The sequence below is a fragment of the Pseudodesulfovibrio profundus genome (assembly GCF_900217235.1).
Lineage (GTDB): Bacteria > Desulfobacterota > Desulfovibrionia > Desulfovibrionales > Desulfovibrionaceae > Pseudodesulfovibrio > Pseudodesulfovibrio profundus.
Map to the genome: position 1 here is coordinate 2,229,117 of NZ_LT907975.1, position 17,246 is coordinate 2,246,362.

The window sequence follows — 17,246 nt, forward strand, 5'->3', positions numbered from 1 at the left end:
GTTTACCTCCTGATATGGATAAATATACCCCCTATAGGTATACTGTTTCAAATCTTGTGGCTATTAGTTTCTTACATGGTCGTACTACTGATCATAGAAGAACTGCCAAATTATAAAAGGCGATCCCCTCCGCACCGAAGTGGGGAGGGGATCTACTCTCTCTATGTCGGGCTTCGACTAATTATCCTACCAATTCCTTGTTGCCTTCCACCAGATCGGTGACCACGCCCGGATCGGCGAGGGTGGAGGTGTCTCCGAACTCATCGGAGCCCTCGACGATCTTGCGCAATACGCGTCGCATGATCTTGCCGGATCGGGTTTTGGGCAGGCCGTCAGCGAATTGGATAAATTCAGGTGTAGCAATGGGGCCGATTTCCTTGCGCACCCATACCTTGAGTTCCTTGATCATGTCGTCGTCCGGTTCGATGCCGGATTTGAGCGTGACGTAGGCATAGATGGTTTCACCTTTGACATCGTGGGGCATGCCGACGACCGCAGCCTCGGCTACGTCCTTGTGCGCGACAAGGGCGGATTCGATCTCGGCGGTTCCCATTCGGTGGCCTGAGACATTGATTACGTCGTCCAGGCGACCCATGATCCAGAAGTACCCGTCGCTATCCACACGAGCGCCGTCACCGGCCTCATATGCACCGGGGAATCCGGCAAAGTAGGTGGATTTGTAGCGTTCCGGGTTGCCCCAGACATTGCGCAGCATACCGGGCCACGGCTTGTCCACGATGAGGTGGCCGCCTTCGTTGGGATCGGCCTCTGTTCCGTCGCGGCGCACGATCTTGGCAGAGATGCCAGGCAGGGCACGGGTGGCGGAGCCGGGCTTGAGCGGTGTGGCATAGGGCAGTGCGGAAATCATGATACCGCCTGTTTCGGTCTGCCACCATGTGTCGACAACAGGCAGCTTACCGCCACCGATGTTGTTGTGATACCAGAGCCACGCTTCCGGGTTGATCGGTTCACCGACTGATCCGAGTACACGCAGTGAGCTGAGGTCGTAGCGTTTGGTCCACTCCTCACCTTCACGCATGAGTGCGCGGATGACGGTGGGGGCGGTGTAGAAAATATTGACCTTGAACTTGTCCACGATCTGCCAGAAGCGATCCGGCTTGGGATAGCTCGGAACACCCTCGAACATGACGGAAGTGGCGCCCAGGGTCAGCGGCCCATATACAATATATGAGTGGCCGGTGATCCAGCCGACATCGGCGGTACACCAGTACACATCGTCATCTTTGACATCGAATACGTACTGCGTGGTGTGCGCGGTGTATGTCAGGTAGCCGCCTGTTGTATGCAGAACACCTTTGGGCTTGCCGGTGGAGCCGGAGGTATAGAGGATGAACAGCGGATCTTCGGCGTCCATTTCTTCGTACGGACAATCCGATGTGATGTCTTCGGCGTTAATCTCGTCATGCCACCAGGAGTCGCGGCCTTCGACCATGTTGATGTCATTGCCGCCTCGTTTGACGACAATGCACTGCTCGACAGAAGGGCAGTCCTTCAGGGCTTCATCGGCATTGGGCTTGAGTGGGATGGTCTTTCCGGCGCGCAGGACCGCATCGGCGGTGATCAGCACTTTTGCATCGGCATCTTCGATGCGCGATTGCAGGGCGATGGACGAGAATCCGGCGAAAACGATGGAGTGGGGTGCGCCCAGTCGGGTACAGGCGAGCATGGCAATGGCCAGTTCCGGAATCATGGGCATGTAAATGGATACGCGATCGCCGCGCTTGACGCCTTTCTTCTTCAGGACGTTGGCAAAACGGCAGACCTCGGTATGCAGCATCTGATAGGTGTAGACCCGGGTGTCTTCCTCGGGTTCGCCCTGCCAGATGAGTGCGGCCTTGTTGCGGCGACCATCGGTGAGGTGACGGTCGAGGCAGTTGTAGGAAACATTGGTGGTACCGCCCTGGTACCATTTGAACTCCGGCTTGTCGTAGTCGGCTTCGAGCACCTTGTCGAAATCAGAGAACCAGGAAAGAAGGTCGGTGGCCCGCTCACCCCAGTATCCTTCGGGATCATCCAGGGCTCGTTTGTTTTCGGCTTCGTAATCTTCCATGGATTTGATCCAGGCCTGCCCCTGCATGGAGGCATCGGGTTGGAATATCTGGCCGTCTTTCTGTAAACTTTCGATTTTTTTCTCTTCGCTCATGTTGTCTCCTGACTTCTTAGATCATCTCTATCGTGAGGAATCCGCTGGAAAAACGAATCGCACCCGCGTTTCCGAACCGCCATGCCCCCGAAAGGCTCACTTTGGTCTGTTATCACTTATATGAAGATGTGGGCAACCTCGGACCCTTTTTAGGTGAACGGTTCCAAATCGACAGGTGAACGGTAAAACATCTCGTGACCTGACTGCCCGGTCCGGTAAATGGCAAGGATGACACGGTAACGGTCAGTGATTACCGGGCATGAAAAAAGGGTGCGCCGACTGTCGACGCACCCATGACTGTTCAAACCAGATACCCTTGCTTTTCGGGTTATCCTCTCCTGCGGGAGCGGGCAAACCCAGCCAGACCGATGATGCCAAGCCCAAGAAGGATGAAGGTGGATGGTTCGGGAGTGGCAATGATCACGCTGTAATCTTCCACTTCTCCCTGATTCAGGAAACCGTAGGCGGTGGTGTCTTCAAAGCTGACGTGGTTGCAGTGAACACGTGCACGGAGCCATGTCTCGCCGATGTGAGCGTCTTCGGGGACGAGCATTTCAGCAAAAAAGTAGTTTTGAAGGGTATAGACGGGGTTGAAGTTGCCGTACACATGATCCTCTTCCTTGTCCCAGCGGTACGCGATGAGCTGCTCGCCTGCGTCGTCCCAGTCCTTGTCGCCGTTCCAGTCGATCCAGCTTTTCAACTGATCATAGTTGTGCAGGCCGTCGTTGGTACGCTGGAAGTCGAATCGGAAGGTGACGCTTCGGCCAATATGAATGGCTTCGTGTCCAAAGGTTTTGCCGCCATCGAGGGACCAGTCTACACCGTCGTTGGTCAGCCAGACATCGCCCAGGCGCTGCCAATTGTCGGTGTTGTGCCATGCGCGTTCATACCCGGGCGCAGTGCCTTCACTGATGCCGGTTGCAGAGCGGTCATATTCTTCCGGCTCCATGACGAGTGCGAAAGAGGACGTTCCGGAAATGAGGATGACGAGAGCGGCCATGGAAAGCAGTCGGAAAAGAGTAAGCATCATTACAACCTTATGATTGAAATATGGTGGTTAAAGGGTCGTGGACAACGGGCGCCAATAAGCAATACTTGGTCCAGAACTGTGATTTCAGGTGTTTAGTGTGTTTTTGCACACTTGGTGTTTGTAAGGAAAATCGACACAATTCTAGAATTGTTAACACTTGCGGCTCGTTGTGACCGCGGCTTCGTCTGGTAGGGCAGGAGTGGTTCGAGAAGGGGGGAGGCGGTTCCTCTTGCTTGTCCCGGTTCAAGAGGCATGGTACCTATCCATCGTCGTGCCGATACGAGAGTAGCCTTTGATGTGTAGGAACCTTTTCATCGTTCAACTTATCCCGTACCGACATGAGCGGCGGCTCTGATAGCCCGTCGAACTGCGTGGCCGAGCCGGTCCTCGCGCATTACAGACCAGAGATTACGAGGAGCGCTTCGGCATGAAATCCATCTGTTTTTTCAATACCAACAAAGCCTGGGGAGGCGGTGAGCGGTGGGTCTACGATAATGCCCTGACCGCGTTGCGCAAAGGGTATGACGTCCGGGTTGTCACCAATGTGAAGTCTGCATTGGGTGATCGTCTGGAAAATGAAACAGACCTGCGAGTACATCGGCAAAACGTTTCCAATCTCAGCTTTCTCAATCCCCTGACCCTGCTCTCCATTCGCAGCTACTTTACCCGCACCCGTCCCGATGCCCTTGTCATGTCCCTTCCAAGCGACATGAAAGTGGGGGGTATGGCTGCACGAATGGCCGGAGTGCCGACCATTATCTACCGCCGGGGTATCGCGCTTCCGGTTCGTAACACTGCCCTCAACCGGTTCCTGTTCGGATCGGTCATCACCCATTTCATGTGCAATTCCGAGGAGACCAGGCGACTGGCCCTCAAGGAGAACCCCGACCTCATCCCTGCCGAGCGTGTGAGCGTGAACTACAACGGCGTGGATGTGCGACCAGAAGAGACCGCAGCCATCGCACCGGCTTACCAACGGCAAGGTGATGAGATCATCATCGGCAATGCCGGTCGCCTGACCGAGCAGAAACGGCAGGATCTGTTACTGGAGGCCGTTGCACGCCTCAAAAGCCGGGGACATAATGTCAAACTGCTCCTTGCCGGTGTCGGGGAACTGGAAGATGCGCTGAAGCAGCAGGTGCAGACATTGGGGTTGCAGGACGAGGTCGTTTTTCTCGGGTTCGTGAAGGCCATGCCTGCGCTTTACAACGCCATGGATTTCATGGCCCATACCGCCCACTGGGAAGGGTTCGGGTATGTGTTGGCAGAATCTATGGCTGCCGGAAAACCGGTGGTTGGCTTCAACGTCAGCTCCAACCCGGAACTGATCAAGGACGGTGAAACCGGCTATCTGGTGGATGTGGACGATCTGGAAGGATTCGTGGACCGCATGGAAACACTGGTCGTTGATGCCGACTTGCGCCACCGAATGGGTGAGGCCGGACGTCAGCGGGTGGATGCTCTCTTTTCATCGGATCGAGCCTTCGAGCGGTTGATCAGACTATTTTCCTGATACGTATCCCGGTTGTGGAACCGCGCCTCATTGGGCTGAACTTTTCGTTCCAAATGAAAGAGGCACCTCGAATCAGTCGGGGTGCCTCTTTTGGGATCTGATTGGGAGCTATGATCGGGCGTCGTTCATCAGCTCATCGATGACATGTTGCAGATCTTCCATTTGCGTTGTCATGTCGTTGACCGATTGGGATGCTTCCCTTGCTCCTTCGGCGGTCTCTGCCGAGATGGTGTTGATTTCGTCGATGGCCCGGTTGATCTCTTCGGATGTGGCGGATTGTTCCTCGGCAGCCGTGGCAATGCCTTGAATCTTCATGGCTGTTTCCTTGGATCCATTAACGATATCCGCAAGGACTTCCCCTGATTCACTGGACATCTCGACCGCTTTGCCGAGGTCGGCCAGAGCGCGTTCCATGCCGGAGATATTCTGCTGGGCCACACCCTGAATGGAAGTGATTGAGTCGCCAACTTCCTTGGTGGCCTGCATGGTCTTTTCCGCCAATTTGCGTACTTCATCGGCAACAACGGCGAACCCGCGTCCTGCCTCGCCTGCTCGGGCAGCCTCGATAGCTGCGTTCAGGGCAAGAAGGTTGGTCTGGTCCGCGATGTCAGTGATCACTTCCATGACCTGGCCGATATCATCAGCCTGCTGACCAAGGCGGTTCATGCCGCTCTTGAGGTCTTCGGCGGCTGTGTATGTGGTGTTCATGGCCGTAACCGAATCGCTGACGGTTGCAGCACCTTTTTCGGCCAGACTTTGCGCCTGGTCACTGTGGCTGGATGCTTCGGATGCATTGCGAGCCACCTCCAGCACGGTCGCGTTCATCTGTTCCATGGCCGTGGCTGTTTCCTGCACGCGGGAGCGCTGAACATTCATGCCGTTATCGATGATAGACGCCTGTGTTGCGATCTGCTGGGAGGCAGTGGAAACACGATCAACCACTCCCTGAATGCGATTGGCGGCCTGCATGATGCCTTCCTTGCGGGCCACTTCCGCTTGAGCGCGGGCTTCGGCTGCCTCGGCCATGGCGCGTTCTGCGGCAAGGGCTTTGTCCTCGGCTTCGGCGCTCTTTGTCGTGATCTTTTTGATATTGTCGCGCAGGGTAGCTGCCATGGAGTTGAGGGAAGACTGGAGCTTGGACGCTTCATCGTTACCTTTCACTTCAAGACGAACGTCGTACTCGCCCTCGGCAATGGTTTCAGCTGCGGCAGTGGCTTCCTTGATAGGCAACAGGATGGAACGGACGATGAGATAGCTGAGGATCAGTACACCGGAAAGCAAGATGGCCAGGGACGTCAGGACCGTGACTGTCCGGTTCATGACGATGGCCTTGATGGTGTCGCCGATGCGGTCCTTTTCGCGTTGGATATTGTCGATATATACCCCTGTTCCCAGTGCATAGTTAGTTCCGGGAATGCGCGTCGCATAACTCAACTTGGGTTGATCCCCGGCTTCCGGTTTGGGCCAGATATATTCGACATAGCCGCCGCCGTTCTGAGCGACCTGATTCAATTCGTATATGAGTCGAACACCGTTCTTATCCTTGATGTCTCCCAGGTCCTTGCCAATCAGGGAACTGCTGATATGTGCGATCATGACAGTGCCGTCCAGGACGAAAAAGTAGCCGGAGTCGTCATTTTCGTACCGGTGCTCACTCAGTGCTCGGTTCAGAAGATCGTGCTGGGCATCTGCGTTGTCCAGGTCCTTGAGCACATGGGAAAGTGACACGGCCAATCCATCGGTAGCTACTTTCAGCTTGGCTTCCTGCCCTTGGTACATGAGCTTATCTATTTCCGTTGTGCTGACATCCTTGACGGTTTCAAAACTTTGGAGAAAAGCAAGGCACGTCCCGCCGATAAACAGAAGCATGAGCGCCAGAATTGTTGTGATTCGTTTCCCTATGGAAAGCGATCTGAGCATAAGAGTCTCCTGAATAGTAACTATTGACAAAACTTGGGTAAAGTCCACTATTCCTATTAGATAACTAATAGACAATACAAAAGCAATCTACTTCAAATAAAAACGCGGCAGTTCTAAACTGCCGCGTTGTGTACTGGTGTTGTGTTCGGATTAAAAGGAATCGACCGAGTTGCCAAACCCTTGCGCTCGAGTTCCGCCTCCCTCAGAGAAGCCTTCAGCCTTGAGCTTTTCCAGTTCGGCCTTGAGCAACTGATCCTTCAGTTCCATCAATTGGGTTTGCTTGTCCTGAAGCTGTTGCATCTTTTCCTTTTCCGGCAGATCGCCTTCTTCGATCGCCTTGATTTCTTCCTCAAGCTTTTCGATTTGACGCTTCAGCTGTTCGGTTAGCAAATCCTGTTGCTCTTCTTCCTTGGAAGCGGATGTCTCACCGGGGTTATCGGTTGCAGCGAGAGCTCGCGCCTCCTCGGAAATGGAGACAACAATATCTCCTTGTTCCGGAACCTTGGCTTCTTTGGCCATTTCTTCGCCGGTTCGCTCCACGGATGGGGCGGGGCGGGCGTTTAGGCCGTCCGCAAGTTGGGATAGTGTGCCCAGTGTGGATTCAAGTACCATGCGTTGCCTCCTTAAATGATGATATAGGACATCCGAGAGTCTCATCGTCGGCCTGTCAAAAAACTTTAGGGTACAAGGCTGTTGCGCGGCGGCAGTAAAAAAAGGTACCGTTATCCCAATTATCCGTACCTACTTCACGAGGCGAGTATGAGCGTTACCAATCTCAAGTACCTGTTCAATCCCGGTTCCGTCGCTGTTGTCGGCGCCACCAATGATTCCCGCAACGCAGGCAATATCGTCATGCGCAATATCATGGCGGGGGGATTCATGGGGCCGGTCATGCCGGTATCCGACACCGCGGAAGCCATTGCGGGCGTATTGACCCATCCTTCCGTGCGGCATCTGCCCAAGACACCGGATCTGGCCATTGTCTGCTCTCCATTGGACGAGGTGCCCGAGATCATCCATTCCCTCAAGGCGCGCGGAACCCGAGGCGTCGTGCTCATGGGGGCCGGGTTCGCCTATATGACTCCTGAAGAACGTCAGGATATCAAGGACACAATTCTTGGCATCGCCGATCCTCCTAGTCTTCGGATTATCGGTCCCAAGTCCCTCGGGTTCATGGTTCCATCGCTGAATCTGAATGCTTCGCTTGCTCATTCGAATGTTGAGCCGGGTAAGGTCGCGTTCATCTCCCAGTCCGATTCGCTGTTTGCAACAGTTCTTGATTGGGCCAAGGCCAAAGGCGTGGGCTTTTCTCACATGATCGCCCTTGGCAGTCGCATTGATGTCACCTTTGCCGATATTCTCGATTATCTCGCCTCAGACCCGCTGACCCGCTCCATCATGCTCTACGTGGAATCCATCAAGGATGCCCGTGAGTTCATGTCCGCTGCCCGTGCGGCTTCCCGCAACAAACCGGTGCTGGTTATCCGGCCCGGGCAGGCGCTCGATACCGTGCTTGGCGACCTCAAGCTGCGCGAAACCGGTGATCATCGTCTGGTGGATGCTGTTTACGATGTCGCATTCCGCCGTGCCGGTATGTTGCGCGTGGAAAATATCGACGGGCTGTTCGATGCGGCACAGACTTTGGGAACGCCCAAACATGTATACGGCAAGAAACTGGCGATCCTGACCAACGGAACGAGCGCGGGCATACTGGCCGCCGATCGTCTTTTGGCCGGTGGTGGCGAGTTGGCCCAGCTTTCCGATAAGACCATCGAAGCCATCGACGCGGCCCTTGGTGAAGAGAACTGGTCTCGCGGCAATCCGGTGGATATCCCGTTCAATGCCGACGGCAAGGCATACTCCGAAGTGCTCAAGCTGCTGCTCAAGGACAAGAATTCCAATGGCATTCTGGTGATGCACGTACCGTGGACAGCCCAGCCGGATGTGGAAGTGGCCGAAGCGCTTCGGGATTCACTCAAACGGGTCAAGCGCATGGTGCTCACCGCATGGCTTGGATCGGGCAGGGCAGATGTGGCCCGTGATGTTTTTCGTAAGGCAGGCATTCCGACATACGACACACCTACCCACGCTGTACGTGCGTTTCTGTATATGGCCGAATACCTGCGAAATCAGGAAATGCTCATTGAAACGCCGGACTCGTTGCCTACGGACTTTTTCCCGGACACGAAATCCGCACGCGATATTGTGGATCAGGCCCTGACGCAGGAGCGTGAGTACCTGACCGAGCCGGAAGCCAAGGACATGCTGGCCGCCTACGGTGTGCCGGTGGTCGAGACCCGCATCGCCATCTCGGCCAAGGATGCGGTCATTGCCGCGGATGAGCTTGGCTATCCTGTGGCCCTTAAACTGCGCAGCCCCCAGATTCCGCAGCCTTTTGATGTGGGTGGTGTGCTGCTTGATCTGGAAACGCCAGAGCGGGTGTGGGAAGGCGCGGCTTCCATTCTGGCTCGATGCACGAGGGAGCGACCGGATGCCTATATCGAAGGCTTCACCGTGCAGAAAATGGGGCGTCGCCCCGGTGCCCATGAGTTGTTTATTTCCGCGACGGTGGACCCTGTATTTGGCCCGGTGCTCTCTTTCGGTCATGGAGGTATGGCGCGGGAGATGATTCAGGATTCCGCCCTGACCCTGCCGCCTCTTTCCATGAGCCTGGCCCGTGAGTTGGTCGGGCGCACACGTATTGCCTCACTGCTACAAGGTACGCCTTCGCACCAACCGGCGGATATCGATGATATCTGCCTTACGCTGATTCAGATTTCCCAGCTATTCCAGGATGTACCGCAGATCAACTCCATCGATATCAATCCGTTGTACGCCGACTCCGAGGGCGTGCTTGCCCTTGATGCCAAGATCGGCATTGCTCCGTTCGAAGGAGAAGGGGAGTCGCGTCTGGCGATTCGCCCGTACCCGCGAGAGCTGGAAGAGTGTGTCGAACTCAAGACCGGTCGCAAGGTCACGCTGCGTCCCATCAGGCCGGAGGATGAAGACACCCACCGCGCTTTCCTTGAAAGTCTGTCGGACGAGGATTTGCGGCTGCGCTTTTTCGGCGTTGTGCAACGGGATTTCGATCACAAGGATATCGCCCGTTTCACCCAGATCGATTACGATCGTGAAATGGCCTTCATTGCCACGGCCCTGGATGATGCGGGAAACCCCGAAACGTTGGGTGTCATGCGGACCAATACCAGCCCGGACAATTCCGAAGCGGAGTTCGCCATTGTCGTTCGTTCGGACCAGAAAGGCGAAGGACTCGGGTCCTATCTGTTCCAGAAGGGAATCCGCTACACCAAGGATCGAGGCACCCGGAAACTCACTGGTCAGACCATGATTGAAAACAAGGCCATGCAGGGACTTTCCAAAAAGTTCGGCTTTGTGGTTTCACCCGATCCACACGATGAGGACCTTGTGGAAATGGTTCTGGATATGGAGACAGTCGAAGCATGAGTGTGAGCAAGCACCTTCCTGTGTATCACCACACGGGGCTGGAAACGACAGGCGGTGCCACGCGAGTCGCTCGCCTGCTCATGGAGGGAATGAACAAGCTTGAAGTGGAGTCCTCTCTCAGCTTTGAACTGGGAGAAGGGCCGGATACAGCCGCCATTCTCCCAGAGGATTTCGGGCGCTATCTTCCCAAGGGAGGGATTGCCCATGTGCATTGCACGGGCAACTGGCCTGCATTGCTGGACAGCATCCCGAGCTGGTACCGGACAGTGATCACCCTGCACGACTGTGAATTGTTTACCGGCGGATGCCCCTATCCGCTGGATTGTCCCAATGTGGATGAGGGATGTGCCGAACCATGTCCTCGTAAATTCCCGGACTCCGAAGCGTTGCGTAAGGAAAAACTGCGGCTGGTGGAGCGGCTCGATCCCATTCTGGTGGCCCCGTCACGCTGGCTCGCGCGTTTGGCAAAATCACATCTGTTCCGCTCGGTCTCGGTGATTCCCAACGGCATAGTCTGGCCTGAGTTTCCGCCCAAGCGAGTGGAGGCCCGGAGAAGTCTTGGCATTCATCCTTCTGCGCGTGTCTGCCTGTTTGTGGCCCATGGCGGAACAGACGCTGCCTACAAATCCGGTTCATCATGGCGGCGCATCTGGCAGGCTGTGAAACAACGTGTTCCCGAAGCTCTTTGCTTTGCGGTCGGGGGAGATACGGCCGGGCGCGAGGGTGATCTGGTCATCTGGCCCTATGTGGAGCGTGAACGATTGGCACTGCTGATGGCGGCTGCGGATGTCCTGCTCTATCCCACCAAGGCTGACAATCATTCCCTCGTTATTCTGGAGGCGCAGGCGCAGGCGCTGGCGGTTGTCTCCTATGCAGTGGGCGGTGTGCCGGAGCAGATAGCAGAGGGGGAAACCGGCGTGCTGGTGGAGCCTGGCGACGAGGCAACCTTCATTGAGTCGGCCGTAGAAATGCTTTCCACCCCAACACTTTCAATGGATATGGGCAAAATGGCTTTCACAGCCGGAAGCCGCCGTTTCCATGTGGATAGGATGGTGCAGGATTACATGAAATTGTATGGAAAATTTGAGTGATAATGCCTTCCCTGTCAGCACTAGCCGCTGACAGCACGAGAGAAGAATCGGCACGTTCTATCCTGCCAACCTACGAATCCCAATTCCGCATCCGCATACCACGCGGCGGTAAACGCCTTTGTATCGCATGACCACAGGCGGGCCTTGTGTGGATCAAAGGCCGGTTCCAGACAGAAATCGCCGGGTTCGGTACGGCCCGTGAAAAGGGTGGTCAGCTCCTCGATGGTCGGGAGCCGCCAGTCGGTGCGACCTCCATACTCATTTTTGTTGAGTCGTCTGACATGGGCTTGCGCACCTTCCCAGGTCAGTGGATACCGAGAACCATGTTCTTCCCATACCAGGCCGGTTGTCTGGTCCGTGACGATGCCTTCTCCTGATGGAGAAAACTGCCCGACACCATATTTCCTGGGTCGCCACAATGTGTCGAGATCAAACGTTGTCCTGGCTGCCTTGAGCGGAGCTTTGACAGGTGTGGAACGTGGTCGCCACGATGCATCATGGCGTGCTGTTTCACGAAGAAGGTCTTCCCCGGAGCAGACAGTGTCTTTGCGTTCAAGCCACAGCATTTCCAACTCGTCGAGGGCCGCGATCATGTCTAGTGCATCGTCAAATCGACCATTGGGATCAAGGGCTATGGCCTTGTGAAACATCGCATCCCAGTGGGTATCCAAGTCCGGGTGGGTTTCCGATACTGGTCGTCTCGCGCTTTCATCCTCTGGGGGCAGCGAACCGGTGATCATCCGGTACAGGGTGATTCCCACTGAGTAGATGTCGGATCGGGCATCAGCATCTTCAGGGTTTGCCTCCTGCTCGGGGGCCGTGTAGTAGGGCGAGCCGATGACCATACCTTTGGGGTCGGGAGTCGACTCCCCGCGCAGTCGGGACAGACCGAAGTCGATCAGTTTTACCTGTCCCACACCGCCTTCCTCTTCGGCGAGCATGACGTTGAAGGGCTTGACGTCGCGGTGGATGATTCCCTCATAATGGAGGCGATCCAGCCCGTGCAGCATCTGGCGGGCGATATGCAGTGAAGCCTCCACTCCGAGGCGTCTGGAAGGCTGCTCCACTTCATAGGTTTCACCCATGACGACACCGAGATTGCCGCAGAAATATTCCATGGTGAAATGCGCTGGCTGATCGTCGTGTCCGTCATGCACGTCAAGTATGGACGCGATGTTGGGGTGGGTGATGGAGGCCATGGTGGCGGCCTCGGTGAGGAACATCTTCGTGAGCTTCTCGCTGCCCACGATGTCTTCCATTATCTCGGCGGGCTTGAGCACCTTGAGGGCGACAATACGCCCGGTAACGGGCATGGCTGCCTTGTAAACCGCTCCCATACCGCCGCGTCCGAGCAGTCCGCGTATAGCATAACGTCCGATGTGCATGGAGTGTGATACCGCGTTTTGATCTACAGGAAAAGCAGCAGCGAAAGGGCCATGACGACCATGCCGGAAATCAGGCCATAGATGGAATGGTGGTGTTCGCCGTATTCTTCGGCTGCCGGGAGCAATTGGTCAAACGAGATGAAGACCATGATGCCGCCGACACCGGCGAAGAGTACGCCGAAAACGACCGGGGTGAAAAAGGGCATGAGCAGCAGGAACCCGACCAACGCACCGATAGGTTCGGATATTCCTGAAAGAAACGAGTACAGGAACGCTTTCTTCTTGGAACCGGTCGCGTAGTAGAGGGGGATGGAAACGGCGATGCCTTCGGGAATGTTGTGGATGGCGACGGCAACGGCAATTGCTATACCGAGTGAAGGGTCAGACATGGCTGCCGTGAATGTTGCCAGTCCTTCAGGAAAGTTATGGATGGCAATGGCAATGGCCGCGAAGATGCCCATGCGTTTCAGTTTGTCGAAATCGTGGGTTTCGTCTTTAGGCAGATTGGCTTTACCTACATCCATCTCTTCAATGGAGTGCATCTCGTGCGGGTTTTCATAACTGGGAACAAATTTATCGATGATCGCAATAAGCGCCATGCCGCCAAAAAATGACAGGACCGTAACCCATTGCGCCGTGACATCGCCGAGTTCCAGAGTGAGTGCGTCGTTGGCTTTGCGCACGATCTCCCAAAAGGAGACATAGACCATGACGCCAGCGGAAAACCCCAGAGCCAGCGACAGGAATTTGGTATTGGTTCGCTGAGCGAAAAAGGCGATGGCAGAGCCAATACCGGTGCAGAGTCCGGCAAACAACGTCAGTCCGAAGGCGAAAAGTACAGCTTGGTTATCCATCATTCGACTTATACACGGTAAAGGAAGTGATGACCAGTTCTTGCTGGGATGGATAGAAGCTTGTTGTAGTCGGCCAGGCACCCTTGTGATAGGAGTTGTTCGTATGAAGGCGGTACAACAAATATGGGGAATGGTATGGGTGACAGTGCTATGCCTGTTGTTCCCCACGCAATCCATTGGTGCAGAACGCACTAGGGTGGCGTTCCTCAACCCGGGTGGCCCGGGTGATGCGTTTTTCCAACCCATGACCGATTTCATGCAGGCGGCAGCCGATGATCTCGGGTTCGAGCTGACAGTCTATTACGCCAATCGGAATCATGTCCTGTACGACGAGAACATCCACCGGCTGTTCAGCACACAGCCTCTCCCCGAATACATAATCGGCACGAATGCGCGTGGTTCCGGCAAGGAACTCCTCAAGGTCGCCGAAGCTGCCGGAGTAAAAACGCTTTTTGTCAATCAGGGATTCATCGATGTGGAACAGATAGTCGTCGGCACCCCGGGTGAACGCTATAAGCAGTGGCTTTTCGAGTACATTCCGGATGATATCAACGCTGGCTATCTGTTGGCAAAGACACTGCTTGATGAGGCGGTTGAGCACAGCAGCGATGGAACTGTCGAGGTTCTCGCCATTACCGGACATGAAGAATCCGCGGCCTCAGTCCTCAGGTTGCGTGGATTGAAGGAAGCGTTGGTCGAATACCCGGGCGTACGTCTGAATCAGGCCGTGCATGCTGATTGGAAACGAGACAAGGCCAAAAAACTCACACGTCGGCTGTTGGAGCGGTACCCGTCCACCAGCGTTGTCTGGAGTGCCAGTGACGTGATGGCGCATGGTGTCTGCGAAGCGCTTCGCGAGACTGGACGGAATCCCGGGAGTGATGTCCTTGTCGGTGGCGTGGACTGGGCTGATTCAGCTCTCGACAGTCTCCGAAAAAAGGAATTCACCGCATCGGTCGGCGGCCACTTCATGGATGGCGGTTGGGCGCTGGTCATGTTGTATGACATGATGCACGGCATTAAGCCGGACAAGATGGGGCGCTCATCCTTTTCTGTTTTGACTGTCGATAATGTTGATATCTACGCAAAATTGCGGGAACAAAGTTGGGCAGCCATCGACTTTCGAGCCTTTTCCAAACACCAGAATCCCGAACTTACGCAATACAACTTCGGCCTTGAAGCGGTCCTCAAGCAGTTGCAGTAAGCGCTACTGAACGTCTTCAGCTTTCAATTGACCGCAGGCTGCCTTGATATCCGATCCCATGGAGCGGCGGATGAACGCTGTAAGACCATGATCCCATAACCGTTTTTCAAAGGCTTCGACCTTGTCTCGATCCGGCGCACCGTAGGGCATGCCTTCGATGGGATTGTAGGCGATCAGGTTGATCTTTCCTTTTTTGCGGTCAATGAGGCGGGCCAACTGGTCAGCGTGTTCCAGCGAGTCGTTGACATCCTTGAGCAGCAGGTACTCGAAGGTTATCCGTTCTCGTGGGCGCATGGGATAGGCCTTGAGTGCGGCCATGAGGTCGTTCAGGTGGACCTTGGCCGCCTTAGGCATGATCTTGGCGCGGAGTTCCTGCGTGGGCGCATGAAGCGAGATGGCTGGCAGTGCCACTTCCCGTTCACCCAGAATGCGGAGTTTGTCGGGAAAGCCGACAGTGGAAACCATGGACCGACGCCAGGAAAGAGACAACCCCCGTTCACATGGCAGGTCGTCGAGGACCCGAAGAAGCGTGTCGAGGTTGAGCAGTGGTTCGCCCATGCCCATGAATACGAGATTCTTCAGGGGATTCATTCCCTGATCTTCCAGATACTGGCGTCCTACCAGAATCTGTCCCATGATCTCGCCGTAGGTCAGGTTGCGCTCGAAACCGAGCAGTCCCGTGTTGCAGAAAGTGCAGCCCATGGCGCATCCGACCTGAGTGGACAGACATTGCGAGTAGCGATCCTGCATGGGGATGAGGACTGTTTCCACCAGCTTGCCGTCAGCCAGTCGGAGAAGAAATTTGATGGTGCCGTCTTTGGATTGCTGAACTTTGGCTATTTCAGGCCAGACGATTTCAGCCATGCCCTTGAGCTGTTCGCGCAGCGGCTTGGAGAGATTGGTCATGTCGTCAATGGTTCTGACGCGTTTTTGCCACAGCCACTGCCAGAGCTGCTCCGACCGGAATCGGGGCAACTTGAGATCTTCCACCACAAAGGCTTCGAGATCGTTTTTATTTAGCTCAATAAGGTTTTGCATTGCGTGTACCTTGTAGGGCATTGGCAGCCCGTGTCAAGCGGTCGTTGCCCGGACTTGGTGGTTGGTGAGGTGAGAGGTTCTTATTCCCGCTTTGCATTTTCTCCTGCTGTCATGTTATAGTTACGAACAATTTCTGGATACATATGCATCATTTTAACGAGGAGATTCAGTACAATGTTTAATAGATTCAATCGGTTTGTCTGCATGGCTGTCATCATGTCACTGGTCATGCTCAATGTGTCCGTGCCTATGGCAAAGGCGGCAATGATCTCCACCGAGACCTCCATCTCTGCGTCCATGAATGAAGAAAACCGCGCTGTCGTGCAGGACTTTTTCGAGAGAAGCGATCTGCGTCAGGCTCTTGAAAGCCACGGAATTGACGTTGATGAAGCGCAGGCTCGGGTAGACGCCCTGTCTGATGCCGAAGTGGCGCAGCTTGCACAGCAAATTGAAGAAATGCCTGCCGGTGCCGGTGCACTCGGAACTATTGTCGGTGCTGCCGTGCTGATCTTTGTCATACTGCTTATTACCGACATAGCGGGGGCGACGGATGTCTTCCCCTTTGTGAATAAGTAGGTATGAACGTGAGAAAAAGGATTGGGGGCGGCCGTATGGCTGCCCTTTTTCTTGTCCTTCTGCTGTTTGCTGCAGGTGGTTGTGCGCTGCATCCGAACCCTGTCGTGGCCCTGCCGGAAGATGGGCGCTCGTCAATTCTCGTCGAGGATGTCCCGTTTCATGCCCAGGAGCAGTTTCAGTGTGGTCCGGCAACGCTGGCCATGGCGCTCAACTGGAGTGGGGTCGAAGTCACGCCCGAGAGCCTGGTCGATTCAGTATACACAGCCTCCAAAAAAGGCAGCCTGCAACCCGCAATGGTCACATCGGCACGACGACATGGGCGGGTGGCGTATGTTCTTGATGACCAGGACCAATTGGCGCGGACCCTCGAAGCGGGGTACCCCGTGGTGGTCCTGCTTAACCTCGGGTTGTCCTTTTATCCAGTCTGGCACTACGCCGTAGTGATCGGCTATGACAAGGTCGAAGGCGATTACATTCTGCATTCGGGCCTGACACCGCATAAACGGTACTCCGCCCGGCAGATGGATTCTATGTGGGGTCGCAGTGACTACTGGGGCATGTTGGTGTTACCGCCCTCCGAACTGCCGGAACTGGCAGATGAATCTCGCTGGCTTCGATCCGTGGTGGGGCTGGAGCGCGCAAAACAATGGGATGCAGCCTTGTCCGGGTATGAAGCGGCTGTTGGTAGGTGGCCCAAGTCCCATGATGCATGGATGGGTGTGGGGAACAGTGCCTATGCATTGGGTCGCCGGGAACTCGCCATTACGGCTTTTCAGCATGCGACCACCATCCGCCCGAATGAGGGGATAGCCTTCAACAATCTTGCCCATGTGCTGGCCGAAGTCGGACGACGCGATGAAGCCGTGGCAGCGGCGGAGAAGGCCGTTGCCTGCGGTGGTCCGTATGTTGCGACTTTCAGGAAGACACTGGAAGAAATCCGCAGTCGTTGAAGCGGTATACGATCAGTTCGTTTGCGCTGAAAGCTTAGTTGTTTCAAAAAGAAAAC

Annotated in this window: 13 protein-coding genes; 6 read left to right on the forward strand and 7 right to left on the reverse strand. The window is 55.3% G+C overall.

The window, feature by feature from the left end; all coding sequences use genetic code 11:
* Positions 1-181: 181 nt before the first annotated feature.
* Positions 182-2,164 carry an acetate--CoA ligase gene (gene acs, locus DPRO_RS10560; RefSeq protein ID WP_097012002.1) on the reverse strand — a complete coding sequence of 661 codons (1,983 nt, stop codon included), beginning with the start codon at positions 2,162-2,164 and terminating at the stop codon, positions 182-184.
* A gap of 328 nt (positions 2,165-2,492) precedes the next feature.
* Entirely contained in the window at positions 2,493-3,194 is a 702-nt protein-coding gene (locus tag DPRO_RS10565; protein WP_097012003.1) for a GEVED domain-containing protein, read from the reverse strand.
* Between the two features lie 427 nt (positions 3,195-3,621).
* Here DPRO_RS10565 and DPRO_RS10570 point away from each other — a divergent pair, with 427 nt between their 5' ends.
* Positions 3,622-4,707 (forward strand): glycosyltransferase, encoded by a 1,086-nt coding sequence (locus DPRO_RS10570; RefSeq protein ID WP_097012004.1) that lies wholly within the window; start codon positions 3,622-3,624, stop codon positions 4,705-4,707.
* A 108-nt stretch (positions 4,708-4,815) separates the two neighbouring features.
* Here the strand turns inward: DPRO_RS10570 and DPRO_RS10575 are convergent, their stop codons facing one another.
* Together DPRO_RS10575 and DPRO_RS10580 are read right to left on the reverse strand one after the other, a co-directional pair.
* Positions 4,816-6,627, reverse strand: coding sequence for a methyl-accepting chemotaxis protein (locus DPRO_RS10575; RefSeq protein WP_097012005.1), 1,812 nt, complete (start codon positions 6,625-6,627; stop codon positions 4,816-4,818).
* Positions 6,628-6,777: 150 nt separating this feature from the next.
* Positions 6,778-7,239: a hypothetical protein gene (locus tag DPRO_RS10580; RefSeq protein ID WP_097012006.1), complete on the reverse strand. Its 462-nt coding sequence runs from the start codon at positions 7,237-7,239 to the stop codon at positions 6,778-6,780.
* 147 nt (positions 7,240-7,386) lie between these two features.
* On the opposite strand from DPRO_RS10580, the gene DPRO_RS10585 reads away from it, so the two are divergent.
* Together DPRO_RS10585 and DPRO_RS10590 are read left to right on the forward strand one after the other, a co-directional pair.
* Complete coding sequence (locus tag DPRO_RS10585; RefSeq protein ID WP_097012007.1) at positions 7,387-10,092, forward strand: bifunctional acetate--CoA ligase family protein/GNAT family N-acetyltransferase; 2,706 nt, start codon at positions 7,387-7,389, stop codon at positions 10,090-10,092.
* Positions 10,089-11,183 carry a glycosyltransferase gene (locus DPRO_RS10590; RefSeq protein WP_097012008.1) on the forward strand — a complete coding sequence of 365 codons (1,095 nt, stop codon included), beginning with the start codon at positions 10,089-10,091 and terminating at the stop codon, positions 11,181-11,183. The genes DPRO_RS10585 and DPRO_RS10590 overlap by 4 nt, the downstream gene beginning before the upstream one ends.
* Positions 11,184-11,203: 20 nt before the next feature.
* Here DPRO_RS10590 and DPRO_RS10595 read toward each other — a convergent pair whose 3' ends face one another.
* A complete protein-coding gene (locus DPRO_RS10595; protein WP_097012009.1) occupies positions 11,204-12,568 on the reverse strand; it encodes a protein kinase domain-containing protein in 1,365 nt (454 codons plus the stop codon).
* A gap of 23 nt (positions 12,569-12,591) precedes the next feature.
* Positions 12,592-13,425: a zinc transporter ZupT gene (gene zupT / locus DPRO_RS10600; protein ID WP_097012010.1), complete on the reverse strand. Its 834-nt coding sequence runs from the start codon at positions 13,423-13,425 to the stop codon at positions 12,592-12,594.
* A gap of 100 nt (positions 13,426-13,525) precedes the next feature.
* Here zupT and DPRO_RS10605 point away from each other — a divergent pair, with 100 nt between their 5' ends.
* Positions 13,526-14,626 carry an ABC transporter substrate-binding protein gene (locus DPRO_RS10605; protein ID WP_157917448.1) on the forward strand — a complete coding sequence of 367 codons (1,101 nt, stop codon included), beginning with the start codon at positions 13,526-13,528 and terminating at the stop codon, positions 14,624-14,626.
* Between the two features lie 3 nt (positions 14,627-14,629).
* Here DPRO_RS10605 and rlmN read toward each other — a convergent pair whose 3' ends face one another.
* A complete protein-coding gene (rlmN, locus tag DPRO_RS10610; protein ID WP_097013718.1) occupies positions 14,630-15,664 on the reverse strand; it encodes a 23S rRNA (adenine(2503)-C(2))-methyltransferase RlmN in 1,035 nt (344 codons plus the stop codon).
* A gap of 174 nt (positions 15,665-15,838) precedes the next feature.
* On the opposite strand from rlmN, the gene DPRO_RS10615 reads away from it, so the two are divergent.
* The gene (locus DPRO_RS10615; protein WP_097012011.1) at positions 15,839-16,240 is read left to right on the forward strand and encodes a PA2779 family protein; all 402 of its coding nucleotides are present in this window, start codon (positions 15,839-15,841) and stop codon (positions 16,238-16,240) included.
* A gap of 35 nt (positions 16,241-16,275) precedes the next feature.
* On the forward strand, positions 16,276-17,190 hold the full coding sequence (locus tag DPRO_RS10620) for a PA2778 family cysteine peptidase (protein WP_157917449.1): 915 nt from the start codon (positions 16,276-16,278) through the stop codon (positions 17,188-17,190).
* Positions 17,191-17,246: the final 56 nt, after the last annotated feature.